This window comes from uncultured Chloroflexus sp., assembly GCF_937129525.1.
Taxonomy (GTDB): Bacteria; Chloroflexota; Chloroflexia; order Chloroflexales; family Chloroflexaceae; genus Chloroflexus.
This window is the reverse complement of record NZ_CAKZNK010000019.1, coordinates 21,258-43,481: the sequence shown is the minus strand read 5'-3', so window position 1 is coordinate 43,481 and position 22,224 is coordinate 21,258. Positions and strand designations below refer to the sequence as shown.

Below are 22,224 nucleotides of genomic sequence, written 5' to 3'. Positions count from 1 at the left end.
CAATGGCACAGGCGCAACCACTCCGAACCCGGCCCCACGATGATGGCGAAGCCTATTTGCTGCCGGGTGAAACCTTCTCGTCGATCACTGCTAAGATCGGCGATGTTCCGTTGACGCCGCCGCTGAAGACTCCTAAAGGCTGGTTGGCCGGCTTCAGCGTGGCGTTCTTCATGCTCATGATCTTTTTTGTATCGGTGACATGGCTGTTCATCCGCGGCGTTGGTATCTGGGGTATTAACATCCCGGTCGGCTGGGGCATGGACATCATCAACTTCGTGTGGTGGATCGGTATCGGTCACGCCGGAACGCTGATCTCGGCAATCTTGTTGCTGTTGAATCAGGGCTGGCGCAACTCGATCAACCGCTTCGCAGAGGCAATGACGCTGTTTGCCGTGGCCTGCGCCGGTCTCTACCCGATCCTGCACCTCGGTCGTCCGTGGCTGTTTTACTGGCTGATTCCTTACCCCAACACCCACGGGATGTGGCCACAGTTCCGCAGCGCACTGGCGTGGGACGTGTTCGCAATCTCGACCTACGCCACTGTGTCACTGATCTTCTGGCTGGTGGGTCTGATCCCCGACTTCGCCACACTCCGCGACCGGGCCAAGAATATCTGGGTCAAGCGCCTGTACGGTATCGCAGCCCTCGGCTGGCGCGGCTCGGCCCGCCACTGGCATCGCTACGAGATGGCCTCGATCTTGCTGGCCGGTCTCTCGACGCCGCTGGTCGTGTCGGTTCACTCGATCATCTCGCTCGACTTCGCCATCTCGCAGGTTCCGGGCTGGCAGGTAACGGTCTTCCCGCCCTACTTCGTGGCCGGTGCTGTGTTTGCCGGATTCGCGATGGTACTCTTGCTGATGATCCCGGTGCGCACCTTCTACGGGTTCGAAAGCTATATCACCATCCATCATCTCGACGTGATGGCTAAAGTGATGCTGGCCACCGGCATGGTTGTGGTATACGGCTACTTCATGGAGGTCTTTGCCTCGCTCTACAGCGGCAATGAGTACGAAGAGTACCTCCTCTATAATCGTATGTTCGGGCCAAGCTCGTGGGCCTATTGGGGTCTGCTCTTCTGCAATGCGGTCGCGATTCAGCCCCTCTGGTTTAAGAAGGTGCGGCAGAATATTCCGGCTCTGCTGATCATCTCGCTGATCGTAAGCGTTGGTATGTGGCTTGAACGCTACGTGATCATCGTGATCTCGCTCGAACGCGACTTCTTACCCTCGTCGTGGGATATTTATATCCCGACTATTTGGGACTGGTCGCTCTATATCGGCACCTTTGGTCTCTTCTTCACGCTGCTCTTCCTCTTCATCCGCGTCTTGCCGATGATCAACATCTTCGAGATGCGGCTCTTCCTCCATCAGGAAACAGAGAAGGCGAAGCGGCGGGCAGAGCATGGCGCGCATGGGCATGGACATGATCACAGCGCGGCCCACGGCGCAGCGACGGCAGACTAGAGGAGAATAACGATGCGCAACGATATTTATGGCGTGATAGCTGAATTTCCAACGCCAGAAGCCTTGATTGAGGCGACCCGCAAGGCCAAAGCGGCTGGCTATACCAAAATGGATGCGTTTTCGCCCTTCCCGATCGAAGAGGTGATCGAAGAGATTGCCCACGGCGATACCGGCGTGCCGCGACTGGTACTGCTCTTCGGCCTGATCGGGGCCGCAACCGGGTTTATCTTGCAATACATCGGCAATCTGGTCGATTACCCGCTGAACATCGGTGGTCGTCCACTCGATATTACCAACTGGCCGGCGATGATCCCGATTACCTTCGAGAGCGGGATTCTCCTTGCCTCGTTTGCGTCGGCGATCGGGATGATTGTGCTCAATGGCCTGCCGGCGCCATATCACCCGGTCTTCAATGCGCCACGGTTCCAGTATGCGTCGCAAGACGCCTTCTTCCTGTGTATTGAGTCAACGGATCCGCTGTTCGATCGTTCGCGCACTTCGCAGTTCCTGCGCTCACTCAATCCGATGCAGGTCTCTGAAGTCGCGTACTGAGGGAAGCCCATGCAGACGCCTCGCTTAACATCGCGCATGATTCGCTTTGGTTGGGTCGGCCTGTTGGTGTTGCTGCTTACTGCCTGCCATCAGGACATGTACGACCAGCAAAAGTACACCACTTACGAGCCGAGCAGCTTCTTCGCCGATGGTCGTTCGTCGCGCCCCAATGTGCCGGGCACGACCCCTTACGAAGTGGTGAAGACTGATGAGTTTCTTTACACCGGCTTGATCGATGGTCAGGAAGTGGATGCCATGCCCTTCCCGGTGACAAAAGAGTTACTCCTTCGCGGCCAGCTCAAGTACAACATTTATTGCGCGGTGTGCCACGGCGAATCAGGGTACGGCGCCAGCATGGTTGCCGAGCGTGGTGGCATTGTGCCGGCAAATTTCCATCAGCAGCGTCTGCGTGAAGCGCCGCTCAGCCATTTCTTCGTTATCATTACCAATGGCGTATACCGTGGCGATCCTGAAAATGGCGGTTATCAGTCGATGTATGGCTATGCATCGCGCATTACGCCAGAAGATCGCTGGGCAATCGCCGCATACATTCGGGCTTTGCAGTTGAGCCAGAATGCAACCATTGAAGATGTTCCTCCCGCCGAACGCGCGCGGCTGGGTAACTAGGCTGGAAGGTTGACGATACCATGGCGACGACAAGTCTTTCCCAAACTCGTATCCCGCAGCTCGGGCAGGTGCAGGTGCTCGGTCTGACCGCTGCCGTGCTCGGCATCGGCGTACTGGCTGCCGGCTATTTTCTTAACCCGACTTCGTTCTTCGAGTCGTATATCTACGGCTACTATGTGGCAATGACCATCCCGCTCGGCTGCCTCGGTTTTCTGATGGTGCAGCATCTGACCGGTGGCGCCTGGGGTGTTACGGTGCGGCGGATGCTGGAAGCTGGCGCGGCGATCCTGCCAATTATGGGGTTGCTCTTTATCCCCATCGCGCTAGGTTATTTTGACACCTACAAGACGCTCGGTCTCGAACACCCCTTGTACGAGTGGGCGAATCCGGAAGTGGTAACTCCGGGCGGCGCCGAGTTCGATCCGATTATTGCCCACAAGGTGCCATGGCTCAGCCCAATCTGGGTGACGGCCCGCATCGCCATTTTCTTCGTCATCTGGACGATCCTGGCCTACACGCTGCGCGCCTGGTCGCGCCAGCAGGACGCCGGTGGCGATCCGAAGGTGCTGGCTCGCCGGATGCGGCGACTGAGCGGGATCGGAGTAGCCCTGTTTGTCATTACCGTTACCTTCTTCTCGTTCGATGTGGCGATGTCACTCGATCCGCATTGGTTCTCGACCATCTACGGCGCCCACTATATGGCGAACGCCGGCCTGATGACCCTGGCCTTCCTGGCCCTGATGATGAGTCGCGTTCGCGATGCTGCGCTCTTCCGTGAATATGTGTCGGTGAAGCCCATCCACGACATTGGCAAGCTGATGTTCGCCTTCACCGTGCTGTGGACGTATATGTCATACGGCCAACTGGTGATTATTTGGTCGGGCGATGTGGCCGAGTTTACACCCTGGTATGTACACCGCACTCAGCACGGTTGGGTCTTTGTGGCGCTGGCGCTGATGCTCTTCGCCTTCGCCCTGCCCTTCTTCGTCTTGCTCTTCCGCGGCACCAAGCGCAATCTCACCACACTGGCCACTATTGCCGGCTGGATCGTCTTCATGCGCTTTGTTGATATGGCCTGGATCGTGCTGCCTGAGTTCCGCGAACATCTGTGGGACATCACCATTACCGACGTGGCCGCGCCGATTGGCTTGATCGGGCTGGTGCTGGCCCTCTTTGCCGCCAATGTTCAGCAAGCGCCACTGCTGCCGCTGCGCGATCCCAATATGGAACAGTTGCAAAACAGCGGTCATCACTAACGCCGAGGAGAGACAATTATGAGCTATCGCCCGAATTACGCTGCTCCGCGATATACTGCATCACCGGTTAGACGAACTGCGTCTGAACCGCCACTGAGTCGCCTGATGATCGCTGGTCTGGTGGTCTTCATCATGCTCAGTCTGGTGGTATTGCTGGCCGGACGACTCCCCTTTACGCCGCAACCGGCGCCGGTCACCGGTAATACCTATCAACAAAGCTATGTAAAAGAAGCCCGCAAATTGCTCAGTAACTACGGTTATACAATGGAAGGCAAGGTTCATATCCCCATCGACCGGGCGATGGATCTGATTGTCGAACGCGGTCTACCGGTGCGTCAGTAGGCAGTTCCAGGTAGTCTGGTGTCGGGCGGAGGTATCCCTCCGCCCGATTTGTTATCTTTTCCTCCAATGCGCGCCTGCCGGCGACGGCACAGCCGCGCTCTGCGCTCGGCGCGTATTCCCCTTGCTCAAAGGGGCTACAACGGGGAGCGGGTCGCTCTGCGCTCAGGGCGCGCCTGCCGGCGACGGCACAGCCGCGCTCTGCGCTCGGCGCGTATTCCCCTTGCTCAAAGGGGCTACAGCGGGGAGCGGGTCACCCGAATAACCTTCCTTGCTATCTGGACTTACGCCTGAGCCAGAAGTTCGGTTATACCGGCAATGGCAGTCACCGTGTAAAACAGATGACCACCGCAGCCGGTGTCAGAAGCGCCAAAGCCGGCAATAGGACGACTGAACTCCGGCTGCGCAGCTATCTTGCGACACCAGCGACACTCGCGCCGATTGTGATCGATGGCTACCCAGATCGTTTGCAAATCGAGGTAGGGGCGCAGATAATCGATATGCCAGCGCTGACGTTTCTCGACCGCAAGATGTCGCCGCAGGCGCGCGGCCAATCCGCCAGCGCCAAAGGCGCTGCCCACGTAGTAGTAGTGCCCGGCAGCCAGGTCAAAACGTCCCAGTCGCCCGACCACAATCTGGCGCAAGGGATGGGCTAACCGGAAGTGTAAGAGGTAGGTTCCCTTCTGCTGCAAAGCTGGTGTACCGGCAATCGCCGTCGGCAACACAATGGAAATCGACACTTTATCCCTCACTCGTTGTTTAATAATCTCTCTAACCATGCTATACTTGAAGCCGCTGAATAAGATAAGATGCCCGATGGCAGTGACCAAATCCTATGAATGTACTTCTAATTGGTTCCGGCGGACGTGAGCACGCGCTGGCCTGGAAAATCGCTCGCTCACCTGACTTTACCAGACTTCTCACCATTCCCGGCAATCCTGGCACCGGTCGTTATGGGCAAAATGTTCCTTTTCCCCTGAACGATCACCCGGCCTTGATCGATCTGGCGCGCCACGAGCGGATTGACCTGCTCGTTGTCGGTCCCGACAATCCGCTGGCCGATGGTATTGTCGATGCGTTTCAGGCTGCCGGCATCCCCGCGTTTGGCCCCACCGCAGCGGCAGCCCGGATCGAGAGCAGTAAGTCATTTGCCAAAGAGATCATGGCTGCTACTGGCGTGCCAACTGCCCAAAGTCACGTCTTTGACTCGGCGCAAGCAGCGGCTGATTTTGCCCGCGCCAGCGGCAAGGCCTGGGTGGTAAAGGCTGATGGCCTGGCATTGGGGAAGGGTGTGATTGTGGCCGAGACGCTGGAAGAAACGCTCGACGCCATTGCCAGATTGAGCGCCATCCCTGCCGGCCATCGCCTCTTGCTCGAAGAGCGTCTGTATGGGCGAGAAGTGTCGGTGCAGGCGCTCTGTGACGGCGAGCGACTCTGGCCGCTGCCGCCGGCGCGTGACCACAAGCGCCTGGAAGAGGGCGACCGCGGCCCGAATACCGGTGGTATGGGCGTGATCGCGCCGGTTGACGAGGTGACGCCGGCCCTGCTCGACGAGATCGTTAACCGCTGTATGCAACCGGTCGTTAATGAACTGGCCAATCGCGGCACACCCTTCCGGGGGCTGCTCTATGCCGGCATCATTTTGACTGCCGACGGGCCAAAAGTGCTGGAGTTCAATGCCCGCTTCGGTGATCCGGAAGCGCAGACCGTCTTGCCGCTGCTCGAAGGCGACTTTCTCGGCGCGCTGTACGCCTGCGCCACCGGTCAGCTTAAGCCGGATATGCTCCGCCGGCGCAAAGGGTACGCGGTATGCGTGGTCTTGTGCGCTGCCGGCTACCCTGGTCGTCCGCGAAAGGGCGATCTGATCCGCGGCGTCGAGGCGCTTGATGAGGATCAGGTGCTCGTTTTCCACGCCGGCACGGCCATCGGCCCCAACGGGCTTTGCACGGCTGGCGGAAGAGTGTTAGGCGTAACCGGGCTTGGTTCGAGCCTGCGCCAGGCGCGCGAGCGCGCTTATGCCGCTGCCGATCAGATCCGGTTTGAAGGCAAACACTTCCGCCGCGACATCGGTCAGGAGTAGGCTGTGCCAGCTATTGCGGTGTTGTTGAGTGGCAGCGGCAGCAACTTGCAGGCGCTGCTCGATGCGCAGGCTGCCGGCGAGCTGGCCGGCGAAGTAACCCTCGTGGTGAGCGACCGCGCGCAGGCCTACGGATTGCAACGCGCACTCAACGCCGGCATTGCCGCCGCATATGTGCCGTTGGCCACCCCTCGTGGCCCGTTGCGCCAGCAGTGGGAAGAACGCCTGGCCGGCGTGATTGCGGCTTTTGAACCTGACCTGATTGTGCTGGCCGGCTTTATGCGCGTGCTCTCGGCCCGGTTTCTCGAGCGATTTCCTGATCGAGTGATTAACCAGCACCCGGCACTCTTGCCGAACGATGGCGGTGATACGGTGACGACCAGCAGTGGGATTGTGATACCGGCCTTGCGCGGCGCTCACGTGGTAGCCGATGCGCTGCGCCTTGGCCTCCCGGTAACCGGTTGCACGATCCATCGGGTGACGCCGCGAGTTGATGATGGCCCGATTCTGGCCCGCGCCGAAGTGCCGATTTTGCCCGATGATACGGTTGAAACGTTGCACGAACGCATCAAAGCGGTTGAACGGCGCTTGATCGTGGCAACAGTTAATCGGTTATTGCAGGGATAGCGACAGGCAGACCACTGGCGCTATTCGCGGCGCAATAGCGCCAGGGTCAGCAAGATGCCGCCGGTCACAACGCCGCCGATCCCGACAAATAAGAGCGTCCAGGGCAACAGGCTATACCATTCAAAGGCCCGCATCGCAATCACCAGCGCCGCCACGCCGAGGATGAACGCCGCCACAACCAGCGCCAGCGCCAATCGATTAGCCGCGCCGATCAACGCCATCGCCACACGCCGCAACTCCAGTTCGCGGGTTTGCAGGCGCAATTCGCCCTCGTTGAGGCGTTGCAAACTCTGGTTCAACTGCTCAGGAATTTCCAGGGCCAGTTCCCCCAACTCGCGTCCGCTGGTCAATGCCTGCGCTCCTAACGCAGCCGGCGTGAACTGTTCTTGCAACGCGCGCTGAATGTAAGGGCGCGCCGCGCTGAAGACATCAAGAGTGGGATCGAGCTGCATTCCCAACCCTTCCATCATCACAATCGTTTTCAGTAGTGTGGCCAGCGGGCCGGGAATTATCAGCCGATGACGGCGTAAAAGCGCCGTCAATCCGTCAAAGGTTTCGCGCGCCGAGATCTGGCCCAATTGACGGTCAACGAAACCTTCAACGAAACGTTCCAGATCGCGCCGGAGCGCGAGCGTCGCCGCCCGGCGCGTAATCACACCTAACCGCTCTAGCGCGCGCAGTAACCCATGGCTGTCGTAATTGATCAGGGATCCCATCATCCAGAGCAACCCTTGCATGGTGGTCTGATCGAGGATACCGACCTGACCGAAATCGACCACGCCCAATACCGCGCCATCGATGACGAAAAAGTTGCCCGGATGGGGATCGCTGTGAAAGAAGCCATGCGTAAAGATCTCTTCTAGCGTAATATCAACGCTGGCGCGGGCAAGGCGCGAGAGATCAACGCCAGCGGCGCGGAGCGCCGGCATGTCGTTTAACTTGATGCCGAATATTCGCTCAGTTGTGAGCACGCGGCTATCGGTGTATTCCCAGTAGACGCGGGGAATGTAGATGTGCGGATTGGCGCAAAACATCTGACGAAAGCGTTCGGCGTTGCGACCCTCGCGCACGTAGTCAAGCTCGGCGCGCAGGGTGGCGCTAAACTCCCAAACAATTTCGGTCAGGTTATACTGCGCCGCCACCGTTATCCGCTCTTGCGCTAACGCTGCCAGATCGGCCAGAATGGCCAGATCGGTCTGAATGCGGCTGGCGATGTCGGGCCGTTGCACCTTCACCACAACCGGCGTGCCGTCGGGCAAGACCGCCGCATGCACCTGCCCCAGCGAGGCGGCGGCAAACGGTTCGCGTTCGAATGCACTGAACAACCGGTTGATCGGCTGACCAAAGGCAGTTTCGATCAGCTTTACCGCCTGCTCGCCGGGGAAGGGTGGCACCGTATCTTGCAGCTTGCTCAGTTCGGTCACAACATCGACCGGCAGCAGATCAGGCCGCGTGCTCAGGGCCTGGCCAAGCTTGACGAAGGTAGGGCCAAGCTCGACCAGCGCCTCGCGGAGCCGGGCCGCATTGCCCGGCGGCGGTGGTGCCGGCGCGCGCATGATCAACCGACGTGGCAAAGACAACAGAGAAGTCAAACCGAGCTGATCGACCAGATAGCCGAACCCGTGATGCACCAGGACCTGCGCGATTTCACGGTAACGCCCCAGATAACGCGCCTGCCGAACGAGTGGCCACATACGATGCCTGTCCGTCTAACCGCTGACAGCGGCCATACTCTGCTATTTCAGTATACCGTATCCGCGCCACTGTCGTGATTATCTTCTCAAATATCATCCCACTCAGAGCGCGCTCTTAATGATAGATGTTTATGTCAACATTTGCCATAACAGCCACAGGCGCGGGCCAAAGATCAACACCCCCACCACTATCGCACCCAACGCGCAGAGCAAGACCGTGCCGGCAGCCACATCTTTGGCGACGCGCGCCAGCGGCTGATACTCGCGGGTAACGAGATCAACTGTCGCCTCGATGGCGGTATTTACCCCCTCAGCCGCCAACACGAGCGTAATGGTCAGACTCAGAGCAATCCATTCCCAACGGGTAATCTGCAATGCCACTCCAAGCGCAATGGCAATGGCCCCGATCAACAGATGGATCTGGAAGTTGCGCTGGGAGCGAACAAGATGGCCAATCCCGGCGAATGCGTAACGAAACGCAACAAAAAAACGCCGGGTACTGCGATCAATCGGCTCCGCCATAGCGGTTGTTCCTGTTTAGGGTCATACCGGTTACACACCGCGAATGATACCATCTCGGCTATAATGACGCTGCAACAACAGCCTGATCTGCGTCAAGGGTATCGAAACTATGCGACTGATTATTGTGCGCCACGGCGAGAGTGAATGGAATCGGATTAACCGCTATCAAGGCCAGCAAGACGCTCCCCTGTCAGAACTGGGGCGCAAACAGGCGGCGGCTCTGGCTGAGCGCCTGCGCCACGAGAAGATTGATGTTGTCTACAGCAGCCGGCTACAGCGAGCAGCCCATACTGCGCAAGCGATTGTGGCGTATCACCCCGGCCTGGAAATCATCTATGATGACGCGCTGCTTGAGATCAACCATGGCGAATGGGAGGGCAAATACCTGCACGAGATTATGGAACGCTACGCCGATGGGTTGCGCGAATGGCGGAAACATCCGACCCGCTCGCAGATGCCGGGTGGCGAGAGCTTTTCGAATGTGCTCAAGCGGGTGCTTGATTTTCGCGAGCGCATCTGCGTCGAGCACGCCAATCAGACGGTGTTGATCAGCACGCACGATGTGATTGTCAAGATTCTGGTGGCTGATGCGCTCGGTATGAATATGGATCGAATTAATCGGATTTGGGTGACCAACGCCAGTATTAGCGTGATCGAGTATGGTGACGATTTGCCTTATCTGGTCAGCCTAAGCGAGGCCTGTCACCTCGGGCAACTGGCTACGACTCGCGAACAGCAGCATGCCCTCTAGCGACCGGCGCTGCTGTGCGCGCGCACAGTAGCGCCATCGCCACACGCCATCAACAATTGATGGTCAGGCGGCAACGATTGAAGAGAATATCCCCCAACCGGCTTAACACCTGTAACGGCACCTGAAGCTGATAGTAGAGCATATCCTCCCAAATCAGCCCCTTGCGCAACTCTGGCCTGACAAACGTCCATTGCGCAATCAGGCCGATATTCCAGGCTACAAAGAGCGCTGCGCCGATGACGAGCGGCTTCCAACCAACCCGCGGTTGCAGCCACGCCAGCAACATCGCCAGCCCAAGGACAAAGATGGGTGTACCCTCAATCAGGCGGCGAAAGCCGAACGAGCCGCTGAGATGCCATGTCGTGCCGAACGCGCCGTTGATGTAAACCTGACCGAGAAAACCGACCAGCAACAAGAGTGCCAGGGGGCCATCGCGCCGAAACAGGAAGAGGAGACCGCACAGCGCCACTACCAGGATGGGACTCCAGAAAAACGCGCCGTGCGCCGGATTGATGAGGGTATCGAAGAAACGCGGACTGATCAGCACCGGCAGCGGTCCCAGATTCACTACCGCCAGTTTACTGCCAACGGTGGTTGAAGGCCCGATCCGACCGTTCAGCACCCAGTACGCTACCAGTTGTGGGGTGAGCGCCAGCGCAAAGACGCCGAGAAACACGGCGTGACCGATCAGCAAATCGCGCGCCACTGTCCATTGACGGCGACGTAACGCGCCGGTATACGCGGCCAGCGCCTCCAGCGCCGGAATCAGCAACAGCAAGCCCAACTGCTCGCGGGTCATAACCATCAACCCGGCCACCACACCCAGCGCCAGCCAGACACTCGGGTGACGCCGACCATCGCTCTGAGCGATATTTCCCTCGCGCCCACGCAACCAGATGGTAAGAAACAGAGCAAACAGGAAGAAGCCGTTTGCGTGCGACCAGGCCATCGCCAGATAGGTGTAGAAGACCAGCGGTGTCGCCAGGAAGATTGCGAGGGTTGCCACCAGGGCCGGAACCTGGCCGGCATAGATCCGCGCTAACCGATAGGTCAGCAGCAGACCCAGCAAGCTATACAAAGCCGACATCATGCATACCGCTGTGATGTAGGGCTGGCTATAGCCATCGCGTGGAATGGTTGCCCCGTTGGCATTGGCTACCTGCACCCACAGATCGGCGAGCGCAAAACCAGGCGCCCAGAGCAGCGCCGAACCAACCGGGGCGACATTGCGCAACTTGCCGGTAACCGGGTTGGGATTGGCCGCATCGGGACGCAACAGCGCATTGAAGATTGCCGGATCGTTGTTGCGCAGGCCAAGCGCAGCAAAATGCTGATATTCGTTGTAGAAATCGAGATCGTGATCGAAATAGAGCGAGCGCAAATAGGCGTAATATTGCACTTCATCGCTGAGCGCAATGCGCGGCAGGCTGAGCGGCAAGAGGGCCGCAAAGACCAGCGTGATGAGCAGTGGCCCGAATTCACGCCCGGCCAGGAAGCTCCGAATCCGTTCATACATCTCATGTTTCACACTGACAGTGAATGAGGACATAGCATTCCTCAACGATTAGCAATGGTTACTCGCCTGAGCAGACAACCGGTTCAGGCAAACCACTTCCCAAAAAGCCTGACCGCGATTGCGCGCAGATGCTTCGTTATTGTATGACGAATCGCCATCGACATTGCGCATCGCTCAGGCAACAAATCGCCACCGGAATGAAAGCCGTGGTTGGATCGGCTGTTATCCCGGTGGCGCAGATCAAGAAGGGGCCACGCCGTTTATCGATTGATGATCGGCAAAAACATCTGCGGGAAGGTGACCTCATCGATCGAGATTTCGGCTACCGGCAAAACCGTCGCGCTGGGATTGCCGGCGCCATCGAGCACGCGAGCGTAGATGTAGTATGTGCCCGGCGTCAATTGATCTTCGGGTAGACCGGTAGCGAGACTCCAAATGACGGTAAAGCTATTGCCCTCTCCCGGCGCCTCGACCGGTGTCCAGACCAATTGCGGATCGGTAGCCGGATTCGTCCTGGCCGCGCGACTGTTCGCCAGCCAGACTCCCCAGAACCCGCGATCGGGGTAGAGATTGTCAGTGACGGAGAGATCGGTAAATTGCAGGCTTACGATCATCTTCGCCGCGTCACTGATCGATTGCGCTTGCAGATTCCCGCTGTTTAAAACCGGCGCTGTCCTATCGTATATGAAGGTACGCGATATGATAACTGAATTATTCATTGCATCACGTATCTGAATAGCTACTGGCATAGGGCCTTCGGGTATCATATGGGGGTATGCTATGATATTTGCGAATCGACCGCCCCTAATCTCGTATAAGGGGTAAGGACCAAGTGACGTAGTATTGGGCGCTAGTCTGAAGCTACGTAAACCACTGCAATCGCCAGCATCGCGGATTTCAGTGAAAATAAATCTCTCCCGGCTATAATCAGGGTGACCATCACTTGCTCCCCCTTCTGCAAGCATATCGATCAGTGAAGCACCGGTAAACGGTGACGTCTTGATTCGTGAAAAGGGGTTCCCCATGATAACAGTCACATTAACACCCAGATCCAAAATCACCGTATCAGAATATACCTGATCGGTGAAATTGTTACTCACATTACGCAACTGAGTATACAGTGTGCGTTCAACGCAACCGGCATCGGTACGCATCGCTTCCGGGATAGGCACGGAGAGTGAGGGAGCGAAGGGTACCCAGCCGTCGGAATCGGTTTCGGTGTCGGTCGGCGGCGCGCCCCAGCGCCAGCGCACCTGATCGGGTAGAAAGGATGAAGTCAGGTTAGGGAACTTGACATTTATCGTCGTTCTTCCATCACCACCAACTATAATCGTATCATCCTCAATCACTGGCGGGGAACTAAACCGAGCAGGTCTCGGGCCGCGAAATTGCGCGTAACCGAGTATGGGGATTTGTGATTCTCCTGTAAAGATCTCATAGGCTACATGCATGTAAGGGTATAGACCCTCCCTGGCTTTGCCAAACGCACTGAACACTCGCCAGACTTGCGAGGCAGTAGCAATCGGCAGGAATGCATTTCGACCTGCTGGTTTCATCGTGTAGTGTATTTGATTTGTGCGCCGATTTCCAGGAATATTCGAGCGAATCCATGAAACGTGCAGATTGCTATTCTGATCGTAGTCAACGGAGACACGGCTATCACCTTTACCGCTAGCCAAAAGCACGGGATTCCATGGCGCACTGAACTCAGATACCGGTTTCTCAATAAGGAAGATACCTTCGTCAACATGACGGTATCCAATCACAATCCTAGTATTCGGTGCGGGCTCGGGCGTAAAGGTAGCGCTGGCATCACCATACGCTTGTGAAATTTGCGACGGATCACTATTGATATCGCGTGGAGGACCGAAGACAGTTCCACTCCAGAATGTAGCCATCACGTGAATCGGTCGCGGATTATCACGAATAAACAGCAACACTATTTCACCATTTGGTCCTGCAGCCATTGCTGTCTGCTGCATCTTATAGGCGGGTGTAGAGATCTCACGAACGGGTGCCCAGGTCAGTCCACGGTTATTCGAGTACGTATAGTTAATTCTCCCCAACGCGGCTTCTCGCCAAGCCGCCACAATTTGTCCATCAGTACGCCGCACTGCGAGCGCTGGCTCTGCTGCAAAGTTATGACCACGCATAACCTCGAAGACAACAGGATTCCAGCTACCATCTGGTTCACGGCGGCGTAATTTAATAGTTTTAGCCACCTGATCAATCCACATCACGTATACTTCGCCAGTAGGTGCTGTCGTTACTGAAGTTTGGACATGATCATGGATGGTACCACGTGTTACACTTCCCAACACCAAAGGACTTTGAAAAGCTTCGTCCTCCTCACCTTTGATCCAGAGCTTCGCCTTGCCGTCGTTACTGGCAGATATTTCATCAACTGCACTGATATAAACTCCTCTGTCATTTACTGCCAATTGCGGATATTTTGCATTACTGGCACCTATATTACTGATGTCACGCACCAGAGCGGTTGGTGGTTCCTGAGCATGAGAAAGAAACGGAAACAGCGTGGCAATAAACCCGATGATACAGATAACCAGGAGGTAGCGTAATGTGCGAATTGCGACCATATGATCAATCTCCCAATGCAGAAACAATGATCGTCACTGTCAAGCGAAAGAATAGGACCAAACTATCACTGACCAACGATGAAATCATCGAAGAAAATACCACCGATTGCAAGAGTATAAACTCCTACTTTACCAGCCGGCAGAGGTTCGGTATCGGTTGCATGCATCAGAAGTTTCCCGTTTAAACGGGCTAATAACGTGCCATTACGAAATTCGAGTTCAATAACGTTCCATTGCTGCGGCACAAATCCTGGTCCTTCGACGGTACCCAGCTCGAAGACAACCCCTTCAACCACCTTATCGAGCCTGTACTTCGGAGTTGCCTCGTATTCGTTTTTCAGCAAACGCAATCGGTAATAGCTAGATTCGTAGCCAGGCTCCCCCTGATAATGAGCAATGAGACCCACAACACCGTTTGCTTCATCGTAGAAGCTGACTCGCACAACACCGTTGGAATACACACCAGGCGCAAGTGCTGCCACTTCATGCAGCAGACTACTCCGTAACTCACCGGTAAAATCTTGCCGTAATCGGCCATTGTCAATCACCCAATTAGCATTCTCACCGGGCATGGTAAAATCTAGCTCGACTAGTTGCCAATCACTTAAGCTTTCAGCAGTAGTGAAATCAGCTACAAATAGCGGTCCAGATGCTAAGCCAGCCGGAAGCGTAGGATTAGGACCAATCGTGGGTGCTGGCTGTTCAGGAGGATATTGTAGAAGTGGCCCACTTTCCTTTGCTTGACCTGGGCGTAATATCAAAACAAGCGCAGCGAATAAAGCAATTCCCGCAACCATAACTGCTAGCAGTGGCATTAGTTTCGTTCGACGAGCCATGAAGACCTCCTGGACTAACTGACGGTTACTGATCCAACGAAGCAAGAACGTTACTAAGACTAAAACAAGACTGAATCAGACTTATAATCTCCGCGCAATGCTGCATAGTACAGATGCGCCAATTCGGTAGCGACTTGAGTCGACGTAAATTTTGGCGCTAGCATCACTCCGTGCGCACTAAATGTCTGCCAGGTCGCAGAATCACGGAGAAGGCGTATAATTGCCTCACCAATTGCTTGACCGGAACACGGCTCAACAACAATTCCAGCTTGGGCTGCTGCAACGTATACACTGGCACCGGTAGTACTTGTAACCACAGGCGGTGTACCTACCGCGCAGGCTTCAATAACCACTCGACTGAAAGCCTCAGCAACAGAGGGAACAACAGCCACATCAGCCGCTGCAAGATACTTTATCGCCTCTTCTTGCGGAATGGCACCGATCAACATTACCTGATCGGCCACGCCTAACTCTACAGCCCGTCGGCGAAGGAATGCCGCGTAATCACCAAAAGTGGGAGTAACACGATTGGGACCAATGATTAAGACTTGTGGCCTCAAACCTGCGGCGCGCACAGTCGGCAAGGCCTCGACAAGATATACTATTCCTTTGAAAGGGTGTAGTCGATTCAGGCTAATGACAATTGGTTGGTCAGGCGTAAGTTGATGCCGTTTGACAACCATTTCTCGACAGTGAGATCGAAAGGAGTCTATTGGCACGTCAGGCGGTGGCAAACTACTGTTAGTGATGTTATACGGAATAGCTTTTACCTTAAAAGCGGGTGCGCCAAGATGAATAGCACGATCTCGAATCATTGGTGAGTCGGCTCTGATAACTAACGCCTGTTGAAAGACCTTTGGCAAAATTACGCGAACGGAACGGAAGCGAGCATACCCGTAGTCGAATTTCGGTTCAGACATCACATCAGCACCAGGCAGGGTTATCGCCAACGGAGGCATGTGACGTCCAGCAAGTACGGCTGCCCACCCTAAAGGAAATGCAGTTTCCACATGGCAAAGATCGAAAGGTGCTACAGCAGTCAACAATCGATGCATTCCTTCGATGAGACTGAACAGAAATGGGTATGGGAAAAGAGCGTACAGCAATCGGTTGGCAATTCGCTTTGGCAAGGAACCACTAGAAGGCCAGCGATGGACTACGACTCCGTCTTCAACGCTTCGTAATGGCGAGCGGTATTGAGACGAGAAGCTTAATATTTCTGCCTCGATGCCAAACGAGCGCCAAGTGTAAATTATTTCAGTATGTATTTGATTGGCTATCGCCGTGCGGTCATAGCGCGGCAATATATACAAAACTCGCATAAGTCAACCTGAAATAAGTCTCTCGAACGAGAGACGCATCTGGAACGGATTTTGTTCCCATGATAATACACGATAACAAATTTGATAACATCGATCTTCACGCAACATATAGGGAAACGAGGAGGTGCCTGAACCAATATCGACAACCAGATCGCCGCGACGGACATCGAGGGCTTTCGCTGCCCAGGGATATTCGATTAATCGCCAGAGGCTAAAATCATTGACGGTGCGGCGGAGAATACGCCAGCCATTGAGCGAGATTTCGTAAGCGATACAGCGCAAGGCACTCAACCGGATCGGTCGATGTCGAGAACGATTCATGGAAATCACCGTACATCATCTGGTTCGCTGCCCGGGAATGCAGCACTACAGTATAGCATGAGATCGCAAGGCGATGTGATCAAGCACCAGAGACCAGCTTCATTCGCGAGAAAAACACTCATTTAAGATTGCGCTTTCGCAACGAATTCAGCCGCTTGCGCGGCAAACCATCGCATTCTTATACGGAAAAATGGCTTTTCCCATCCGCTACGAACTAATTGCTCGAATAATCAAACAATTGACTATCATGCTACAATCAGAGTTGATCATGCACTTTTTGGCACATCATGGGGTTAAGGTTTTTCGTTCTTTCCGTAGTTTGAAAACCAAACTACGCCATCCGCCGCCAAGAGGGGTTGCTATGACTATCGAGATCAGCCACGCAACGATTGATCGTTACAACCGTCCTGGCCCACGCTACACCAGTTACCCCACCGTACCGCATTGGAGTGCCAGTTTTACCGCCGCAGACTATCTGGATGCGCTGCGCGATGTCGCCGCTACCGACGACCCGATCAGCGTCTACGTTCATTTGCCTTTTTGCGCCGAACGCTGCGCCTATTGTGGTTGCAACGCGACTTCGACCAAACGGGCCGACGTAGTTGACCACTACCTTGACCGGATCGAGCGCGAACTGGCAATGGTCACTGCGGTGTTGAACCGCGGACGGCGTGTCACGCAACTCCATTGGGGTGGAGGCACCCCTAACTTTCTCGATGAGGCGCAGACACGGCGTTTAATGGGCATGTTGCGGGCTGCTTTTACCATCGATCCTGAGGCAGAAGTGGCGCTGGAGGTTGATCCACGGATCGGCAGTCGCGAGCAGGTCTTTCTCTTCCGCGAACTGGGTTTCAACCGGATCAGCTTTGGCGTGCAGGACATTGCCGAGGAGGTGCAGATCGCAATTGGCCGTATCCAGCCGTTGAGTCAGACTGAGACGGTGGTTACAGCAGCGCGTGATGCCGGTTTTACCAGCATCAACATTGATCTGGTCTACGGCCTGCCGTACCAGACTCCGGCCAGCTTTGCCGCCACTTTGCAGGCGATGATCGATCTGCGGCCCGACCGGATTGCCTGTTTCAGCTATGCCCATCTGCCACAGGCCCGGCCCAATCAGAAGCGGGTTGATGCCCGCCAGTTGCCAACCGGCTATGAAAAGTTTCAACTCTTCCGGCAAGCTATTGACACCTTGACGGCAGTCGGCTACGAATGGATCGGGATGGATCACTTTGCCCTGGCCGATGACGAACTGGCAATAGCGGCGCGTGAGCGGCGGCTGCAACGCAACTTTATGGGCTATACGGTCTTGCCGGCGCCGCATCAGATCGGCTTCGGCATGAGCGCCATCGGTGACATGGCCGGTCGCTATGCGCAAAATGACTCGCATTTGGGCCATTACCAGCGCGCGATTGACGCCGGCCAGTTGCCGATTACGCGCGGGATGCGGCTGAGCGATGACGACATTCGGCGGCGCAAGGCGATTATGCATCTGATGTGCAATCTTGAGGTACCCTTCGATCTGTCGCTGCCGCCTGATGGTCAACGTCTTGGCGACGTGTTCGCCAGCGAGATCGAACGGATTGCCGCCTATGCCGACGATGGCCTGGTCGAAGTGGAGCCGCGCCGGTTAAGGGTGACAGAACGAGGACGGTTTTTCATCCGCAATCTGGCGATGGAGCTTGATCGCTATTTACAACAGGCCAGCGAGCGGCCACTCTTTTCAAGTACGGTATGATAAGAGCAAACCCAACCAGAGCGCGTTGAATGCGCTTGCCACCAACTTCACCTGCCAGGGAAGGGCCGAGGAGGTTGGTCAGGCGCGCGAATGGGCAGAACACCGCTTTCGGCGCGGTCAACTCCTGCTAAAGGGAGACCGGCAAACAATCTGGTGAATACGGTGCGTTACCGATCAGCAAGAAGAGAGGCGGAGTATGATGCCAGGCTATGACAGTGTCGTGATCGGCGGCGGCATTGGCGGATTGGCGGCAGCGTATACCCTGCATAAGCGGGGCTATCGCGTGCTGGTCATCGAAGCGGCCAATCGCGTAGGGGGAGTCATCCATAGCATCAAAACGCAGGATGGATTTACGCTCGACTGTGGGCCGAATACCCTGGGCACAAAAGACACCCGACTCTGGAATGAATTGATCGATCTGGGGTTGCGCGAGCGCATCACGCCAGCCGCGCGCTGTGGCAAGCGACGCTTCATTCTGATCAATGGCCAACCGATTGAGATTCCCACGTCGCCGATTGGGCTGGTAACGACCCGCCTGCTCTCGTGGCGCGGCAAGCTGCGGGCGCTGGCCGAACCGGTTGCGCCACATGCCGCAACCGGCACTGAAGAGAGTGTGGCTGCTTTCTTTAGCCGCCGGATCGGACCCGAAGCGACGGCGCGCCTGCTTGATCCCTTTGTGGCCGGTGTGTATGCTGGCGACCCGAATCAATTATCGGTTGCGGCGGTCTTTCCATCCCTATGGGAAGCGGCGCAACGCAGCGGCAGCATCGCGCGCGGCATGTTGAGCGCGCCCAGACCGAAGCCTGCCGTGAGCGAGCCGAAGATGCGGAGTCGCACCTTTAGCTTCCGCGATGGTCTGGCCGAATGGCCGCGGGCATTGGCCCGCGCGTTGGGGGCAAACAATGTCTGGACGGGACGGCGAGCGGTGGGGTTGCGCTATCGCAACAACTCCTGGGAGGTAACCATCGATGGCACTGGTGAACTCGAAACGGTAACGGCGCGCAGTGTGATTATTGCCACGCCGGCCTACGCCGCTGCCGATCTGATCGAGACACTCGATGCGACGGCAGCCGGGGCGTTGCGCGCCATTCCGTATGCGCCGGTGGCCGTCGTTCACCTTGGCTTCCGCCGCGATCAACTCTCGCGCGAATTGAACGGGTTTGGCGTGCTGGCGCCGTCGAGCGAGCGGCGACACTTCCTTGGCATTCTGTGGGCTTCGAGCCTGTTCCCCCACGTCGCACCCACCGACCGGGCACTGACGATCACGCTGGTCGGCGGAGCTATTCGACCCGAACTGGCCGAACAGAGCGAAGAGGCCCTGATCGAAGCGGCGATTCGCGACAACCAGCAGGTGCTTGGGATCAGCGGACAACCGCTGCTCACCCATGTGACACGCTGGCGTTACGCCATTCCGCAATACACCTTCGGTCATCGCGAGCGGATTGCGGCGCTCGAACGGCTGGAACAACGCTGGCCAACCCTGCAATTGACCGGCAGCTATCGCGGTGGTGTCGGCGTGCCAAAGACCTGGGCCAGCGGCGCGCAAGCTGGCGAACGAATCGCGGCTGCGCTGGACGCTCAGGGAACAACGACCGGTACGCTGGAGCAGGCCCTGGGGTAGATAACAGTGCTGCTCAGACGCAAGGGCGGGTTGAGTACCCGCCCTTTTTTTGTTGGTGCAAATATCTGCCGGACTCGATACAATGAGCACAGATCATAGGCACCGTCATGAAACGAGGAGCACACCATGGAGCGATCCGAACGCATTGCCGGCGGACTATTCGGATTACTCATCGGCGACGCGCTTGGCGTGCCGTATGAATTTCATTCCCCCACAGAGCTGCCACCATTGGCCCAGATCGACATGGAGCCGCCGGTCGGCTTCCAGCGCAGTCACCCCGGTGTGCCGCCGGGCACCTGGTCGGATGATGGCGCATTGGCGCTCGCCCTGCTTGATTCGTTGCTGGCGTGTGATCGGCTCGATCTGAACGATTTTGCGCTCAAGATTCGGTCCTGGTACGAGCAATGCGCGTACACACCCGATGGCGTGGTATTCGATGCCGGCATTCAGACAGTCAAAGCCATTCATGCGTTGCAGAGCGGCATTCCCCCCAATCGTTCCGGGCCGGCTGGCGAATATGATAACGGGAACGGTTCGCTTATGCGAGTGCTCCCGCTGGCGTTATGGCATATCGGTAGTGATCACGAACTGGTAGCCGACGCGCATATGCAATCGTTGCCGACACATGGTCACCTGCGAGCGCAGGTCTGTTGCGCCTTGTATTGCTTGTGGGCGCGCTATGAGCTGGCCGGCGATCCGGCAGCCTGGGAGCGAGCCACCAACCGCTTGCGTGAAATCTACGGCGACGGGCAGGCCAGAATAGAACTTGAGCGCCACATTCGTCCAGACGATCTGTCACCAGGAGAGGGCAAGGGCTACGTCGTCGATACGCTCCGCTCGGCGCGGTGGGCCGTTCAACAAAGCGCCGATTACGCGCGCGCTGTGCGGGTAGCCATTGCGCTTGGCCACGATACCGATACCACGGCCTGTGTTGCAGGTGGCATCGCCGGGATTCGCTACGGATTGAGCGGGATTCCCGAACACTGGCGCCGACAACTACGGGGGCAGACGCTGGTACAAGAGCTGTTAAGCCGGCTGTTGCGCCAGGCAGGAAGCGGCGCAGAGTGAAACGATCCGCAATGGAGCAGTCGTCAGCGCGCGCCGGGTATTGCCAGGCTGATGGCACCGGGCATCACCCGCGATCATCCGGTGGGATCGGCATCACAATTGTGCCAGCGCGTCGCCACAGCAACACGCAATTGCCGATCGCTCGCTACCCATGACGACGCTGCGACTGCAACGCCAGGCGCTGATGGATAACGCGAGCAATTTGCATTGCGCCATCGCGGGGAACTGCATGCTTCAGGCGCTCGACAGTGGCTGCATAGCGCGCCGGGTCTTCGAGACTACCAATCGCCGCGACGATACGCTCGGTCGTCGGGCAAAAGAATCCCAGCTCGTAATTCAGCACAAAGTCAATATTGCCGTGTTCCTGGATCCCAACTGCTTCGGTCACGATCACCGGCTTGCGCATCACCAGGGCTTCCATCAACGTACCGGGGCCGGCTTTGGTCACCACCACATCGCTGGCAGCCATCAGCTCTTCCATATTATTGACAAACCCAAACAGATGGGTATAGGACGAGCGCGGCCCGCGTTGCAATTCCTCGAACAAAGCCCGATTCTTGCCCGTTACGACCAGCAACTGCTTATCGGGTAGTTGTTGCTCGAGCGCCTGCACCAGCTCACCGAGGCGACCCGATCCGACACCGCCGGCGGTCAACAGGACGGTAAAGCGATCGGGGTCAAACCCCAGCGCGCGGCGAACAGTGACCGCATCGCGGTTCTCGGCGGCAAACTTCGGATGTACGGGAAAGCCGCAACGCTGCAACTGACTCGGCTTCATGCCACGTTTGTGCATCAGACGATAAGCCTCATCGGTTGGCGTCAGGGCGAGATCGACACCGGGATAACTCCAGGAGGCGTGGAGTGTCACGAGATCGGTCACAACCGTCACCACGCCAAAAGCATTACGGCGCCGTCGCCGGGCCGCGCAGACCAGGCGATGAACCAGTGGATGGGTCACCACGACCAGGCGCGGTTGGCGTTCAGCCAGCAAGCGTTCAAGATTCTGGCGAGCGATCAGATAGACCACGCGCGAGAGAAAACTCACGGTAGAGCCGGAATTGGTCAACTGAAACGAGAAGTTATACAACTTCAGCCAGCGGGTCGAAAGCTGATCATACAGACCAGGGGCGCTGCGCACGCCGGGCACATTAGTGGCGCGCAAAATATCTTCGATAGCCCAACTGATTGCGTCACCTGACATCTGTTCGAGCGCCGCGCTGATGGCGACGGCTGCGCTGCGGTGACCGCCGCCGGTATCTGAAATAGCAAACAGGACATCGATCGGTTGTCGATTCATAAG

General features: G+C 56.9%; 21 protein-coding genes. 12 read left to right on the top strand and 9 right to left on the bottom strand.

Going from position 1 to position 22,224, the window contains the following annotated elements:
• Positions 1-2: 2 nt before the first annotated feature.
• The 5 genes from nrfD to Q0650_RS01365 are packed head-to-tail and all read left to right on the top strand — an operon-like array spanning position 3 to position 4,240.
• Complete coding sequence (gene nrfD / locus Q0650_RS01385; protein WP_298815083.1) at positions 3-1,463, top strand: NrfD/PsrC family molybdoenzyme membrane anchor subunit; 1,461 nt, start codon at positions 3-5, stop codon at positions 1,461-1,463.
• 12 nt (positions 1,464-1,475) lie between these two features.
• Positions 1,476-2,015 carry a DUF3341 domain-containing protein gene (locus Q0650_RS01380; RefSeq protein ID WP_298815080.1) on the top strand — a complete coding sequence of 180 codons (540 nt, stop codon included), beginning with the start codon at positions 1,476-1,478 and terminating at the stop codon, positions 2,013-2,015.
• Positions 2,016-2,024: 9 nt separating this feature from the next.
• A complete protein-coding gene (locus Q0650_RS01375; protein WP_298815077.1) occupies positions 2,025-2,642 on the top strand; it encodes a cytochrome c in 618 nt (205 codons plus the stop codon).
• Positions 2,643-2,662: 20 nt separating this feature from the next.
• Positions 2,663-3,898 carry a hypothetical protein gene (locus Q0650_RS01370; RefSeq protein WP_298815074.1) on the top strand — a complete coding sequence of 412 codons (1,236 nt, stop codon included), beginning with the start codon at positions 2,663-2,665 and terminating at the stop codon, positions 3,896-3,898.
• 18 nt (positions 3,899-3,916) lie between these two features.
• Positions 3,917-4,240: a hypothetical protein gene (locus Q0650_RS01365; RefSeq protein WP_298815072.1), complete on the top strand. Its 324-nt coding sequence runs from the start codon at positions 3,917-3,919 to the stop codon at positions 4,238-4,240.
• Between the two features lie 281 nt (positions 4,241-4,521).
• Here the strand turns inward: Q0650_RS01365 and Q0650_RS01360 are convergent, their stop codons facing one another.
• On the bottom strand, positions 4,522-4,977 hold the full coding sequence (locus Q0650_RS01360) for a DUF123 domain-containing protein (protein ID WP_298815070.1): 456 nt from the start codon (positions 4,975-4,977) through the stop codon (positions 4,522-4,524).
• A 95-nt stretch (positions 4,978-5,072) separates the two neighbouring features.
• Here Q0650_RS01360 and purD point away from each other — a divergent pair, with 95 nt between their 5' ends.
• Both purD and Q0650_RS01350 read left to right on the top strand, forming a co-directional pair.
• Positions 5,073-6,317 carry a phosphoribosylamine--glycine ligase gene (gene purD, locus Q0650_RS01355; protein ID WP_298815068.1) on the top strand — a complete coding sequence of 415 codons (1,245 nt, stop codon included), beginning with the start codon at positions 5,073-5,075 and terminating at the stop codon, positions 6,315-6,317.
• Positions 6,318-6,320: 3 nt separating this feature from the next.
• Positions 6,321-6,941: a phosphoribosylglycinamide formyltransferase gene (locus tag Q0650_RS01350; RefSeq protein WP_298815065.1), complete on the top strand. Its 621-nt coding sequence runs from the start codon at positions 6,321-6,323 to the stop codon at positions 6,939-6,941.
• 20 nt (positions 6,942-6,961) lie between these two features.
• Here the strand turns inward: Q0650_RS01350 and Q0650_RS01345 are convergent, their stop codons facing one another.
• Together Q0650_RS01345 and Q0650_RS01340 are read right to left on the bottom strand one after the other, a co-directional pair.
• Positions 6,962-8,635 carry an AarF/ABC1/UbiB kinase family protein gene (locus Q0650_RS01345; RefSeq protein ID WP_298815062.1) on the bottom strand — a complete coding sequence of 558 codons (1,674 nt, stop codon included), beginning with the start codon at positions 8,633-8,635 and terminating at the stop codon, positions 6,962-6,964.
• A 129-nt stretch (positions 8,636-8,764) separates the two neighbouring features.
• The gene (locus tag Q0650_RS01340) at positions 8,765-9,157 is read right to left on the bottom strand and encodes a diacylglycerol kinase family protein (RefSeq protein ID WP_298815059.1); all 393 of its coding nucleotides are present in this window, start codon (positions 9,155-9,157) and stop codon (positions 8,765-8,767) included.
• A 109-nt stretch (positions 9,158-9,266) separates the two neighbouring features.
• On the opposite strand from Q0650_RS01340, the gene Q0650_RS01335 reads away from it, so the two are divergent.
• Positions 9,267-9,908, top strand: a complete 642-nt coding sequence (locus Q0650_RS01335) for a histidine phosphatase family protein (RefSeq protein ID WP_298815056.1) — start codon at positions 9,267-9,269, stop codon at positions 9,906-9,908.
• A 49-nt stretch (positions 9,909-9,957) separates the two neighbouring features.
• Here Q0650_RS01335 and Q0650_RS01330 read toward each other — a convergent pair whose 3' ends face one another.
• The 5 genes from Q0650_RS01330 to Q0650_RS01310 form a co-directional block, all read right to left on the bottom strand.
• Positions 9,958-11,457: a glycosyltransferase family 39 protein gene (locus tag Q0650_RS01330; RefSeq protein ID WP_298815054.1), complete on the bottom strand. Its 1,500-nt coding sequence runs from the start codon at positions 11,455-11,457 to the stop codon at positions 9,958-9,960.
• 227 nt (positions 11,458-11,684) lie between these two features.
• The gene (locus Q0650_RS01325; RefSeq protein WP_298815052.1) at positions 11,685-14,021 is read right to left on the bottom strand and encodes an exo-alpha-sialidase; all 2,337 of its coding nucleotides are present in this window, start codon (positions 14,019-14,021) and stop codon (positions 11,685-11,687) included.
• 65 nt (positions 14,022-14,086) lie between these two features.
• Positions 14,087-14,857: a hypothetical protein gene (locus tag Q0650_RS01320; RefSeq protein WP_298815050.1), complete on the bottom strand. Its 771-nt coding sequence runs from the start codon at positions 14,855-14,857 to the stop codon at positions 14,087-14,089.
• A 59-nt stretch (positions 14,858-14,916) separates the two neighbouring features.
• The gene (locus Q0650_RS01315) at positions 14,917-16,179 is read right to left on the bottom strand and encodes a glycosyltransferase family 4 protein (RefSeq protein ID WP_298815047.1); all 1,263 of its coding nucleotides are present in this window, start codon (positions 16,177-16,179) and stop codon (positions 14,917-14,919) included.
• A gap of 3 nt (positions 16,180-16,182) precedes the next feature.
• On the bottom strand, positions 16,183-16,500 hold the full coding sequence (locus tag Q0650_RS01310) for a hypothetical protein (protein WP_298815044.1): 318 nt from the start codon (positions 16,498-16,500) through the stop codon (positions 16,183-16,185).
• Between the two features lie 361 nt (positions 16,501-16,861).
• Between Q0650_RS01310 and hemN the strand changes: the two genes are divergently transcribed.
• The 4 genes from hemN (at position 16,862) to Q0650_RS01290 (ending at position 21,079) form a co-directional block, all read left to right on the top strand.
• A complete protein-coding gene (gene hemN / locus Q0650_RS01305) occupies positions 16,862-18,235 on the top strand; it encodes an oxygen-independent coproporphyrinogen III oxidase (RefSeq protein WP_298815040.1) in 1,374 nt (457 codons plus the stop codon).
• Positions 18,236-18,431: 196 nt separating this feature from the next.
• A complete protein-coding gene (hemG, locus tag Q0650_RS01300; protein WP_298815037.1) occupies positions 18,432-19,856 on the top strand; it encodes a protoporphyrinogen oxidase in 1,425 nt (474 codons plus the stop codon).
• Positions 19,857-19,982: 126 nt separating this feature from the next.
• Positions 19,983-20,924, top strand: a complete 942-nt coding sequence (locus tag Q0650_RS01295) for an ADP-ribosylglycohydrolase family protein (protein WP_298815034.1) — start codon at positions 19,983-19,985, stop codon at positions 20,922-20,924.
• 11 nt (positions 20,925-20,935) lie between these two features.
• Positions 20,936-21,079 (top strand): hypothetical protein, encoded by a 144-nt coding sequence (locus tag Q0650_RS01290; protein ID WP_298815032.1) that lies wholly within the window; start codon positions 20,936-20,938, stop codon positions 21,077-21,079.
• Here Q0650_RS01290 and Q0650_RS01285 read toward each other — a convergent pair.
• A complete protein-coding gene (locus tag Q0650_RS01285) occupies positions 21,070-22,221 on the bottom strand; it encodes an MGDG synthase family glycosyltransferase (protein ID WP_298815029.1) in 1,152 nt (383 codons plus the stop codon). The genes Q0650_RS01290 and Q0650_RS01285 overlap by 10 nt on opposite strands.
• Between the last annotated feature and the right edge of the window lie 3 nt (positions 22,222-22,224).

Bases quoted from the DNA above. Each gene is read 5' to 3' on its own strand.
- nrfD (WP_298815083.1), top strand. From the start codon at position 3: ATGGCACAGGCGCAACCACTCCGAACCCGGCCCCACGATGATGGCGAA.
- Q0650_RS01380 (WP_298815080.1), top strand. From the start codon at position 1,476: ATGCGCAACGATATTTATGGCGTGATAGCTGAATTTCCAACGCCAGAA.
- Q0650_RS01375 (WP_298815077.1), top strand. From the start codon at position 2,025: ATGCAGACGCCTCGCTTAACATCGCGCATGATTCGCTTTGGTTGGGTC.
- Q0650_RS01370 (WP_298815074.1), top strand. From the start codon at position 2,663: ATGGCGACGACAAGTCTTTCCCAAACTCGTATCCCGCAGCTCGGGCAG.
- Q0650_RS01365 (WP_298815072.1), top strand. From the start codon at position 3,917: ATGAGCTATCGCCCGAATTACGCTGCTCCGCGATATACTGCATCACCG.
- purD (WP_298815068.1), top strand. From the start codon at position 5,073: ATGAATGTACTTCTAATTGGTTCCGGCGGACGTGAGCACGCGCTGGCC.
- Q0650_RS01345 (WP_298815062.1), bottom strand. From the start codon at position 8,635: ATGTGGCCACTCGTTCGGCAGGCGCGTTATCTGGGGCGTTACCGTGAA.
- Q0650_RS01340 (WP_298815059.1), bottom strand. From the start codon at position 9,157: ATGGCGGAGCCGATTGATCGCAGTACCCGGCGTTTTTTTGTTGCGTTT.
- Q0650_RS01335 (WP_298815056.1), top strand. From the start codon at position 9,267: ATGCGACTGATTATTGTGCGCCACGGCGAGAGTGAATGGAATCGGATT.
- Q0650_RS01330 (WP_298815054.1), bottom strand. From the start codon at position 11,457: ATGTCCTCATTCACTGTCAGTGTGAAACATGAGATGTATGAACGGATT.
- Q0650_RS01325 (WP_298815052.1), bottom strand. From the start codon at position 14,021: ATGGTCGCAATTCGCACATTACGCTACCTCCTGGTTATCTGTATCATC.
- Q0650_RS01320 (WP_298815050.1), bottom strand. From the start codon at position 14,857: ATGGCTCGTCGAACGAAACTAATGCCACTGCTAGCAGTTATGGTTGCG.
- Q0650_RS01315 (WP_298815047.1), bottom strand. From the start codon at position 16,179: ATGCGAGTTTTGTATATATTGCCGCGCTATGACCGCACGGCGATAGCC.
- Q0650_RS01310 (WP_298815044.1), bottom strand. From the start codon at position 16,500: ATGAATCGTTCTCGACATCGACCGATCCGGTTGAGTGCCTTGCGCTGT.
- hemN (WP_298815040.1), top strand. From the start codon at position 16,862: ATGACTATCGAGATCAGCCACGCAACGATTGATCGTTACAACCGTCCT.
- hemG (WP_298815037.1), top strand. From the start codon at position 18,432: ATGATGCCAGGCTATGACAGTGTCGTGATCGGCGGCGGCATTGGCGGA.
- Q0650_RS01295 (WP_298815034.1), top strand. From the start codon at position 19,983: ATGGAGCGATCCGAACGCATTGCCGGCGGACTATTCGGATTACTCATC.
- Q0650_RS01290 (WP_298815032.1), top strand. From the start codon at position 20,936: ATGGAGCAGTCGTCAGCGCGCGCCGGGTATTGCCAGGCTGATGGCACC.
- Q0650_RS01285 (WP_298815029.1), bottom strand. From the start codon at position 22,221: ATGAATCGACAACCGATCGATGTCCTGTTTGCTATTTCAGATACCGGC.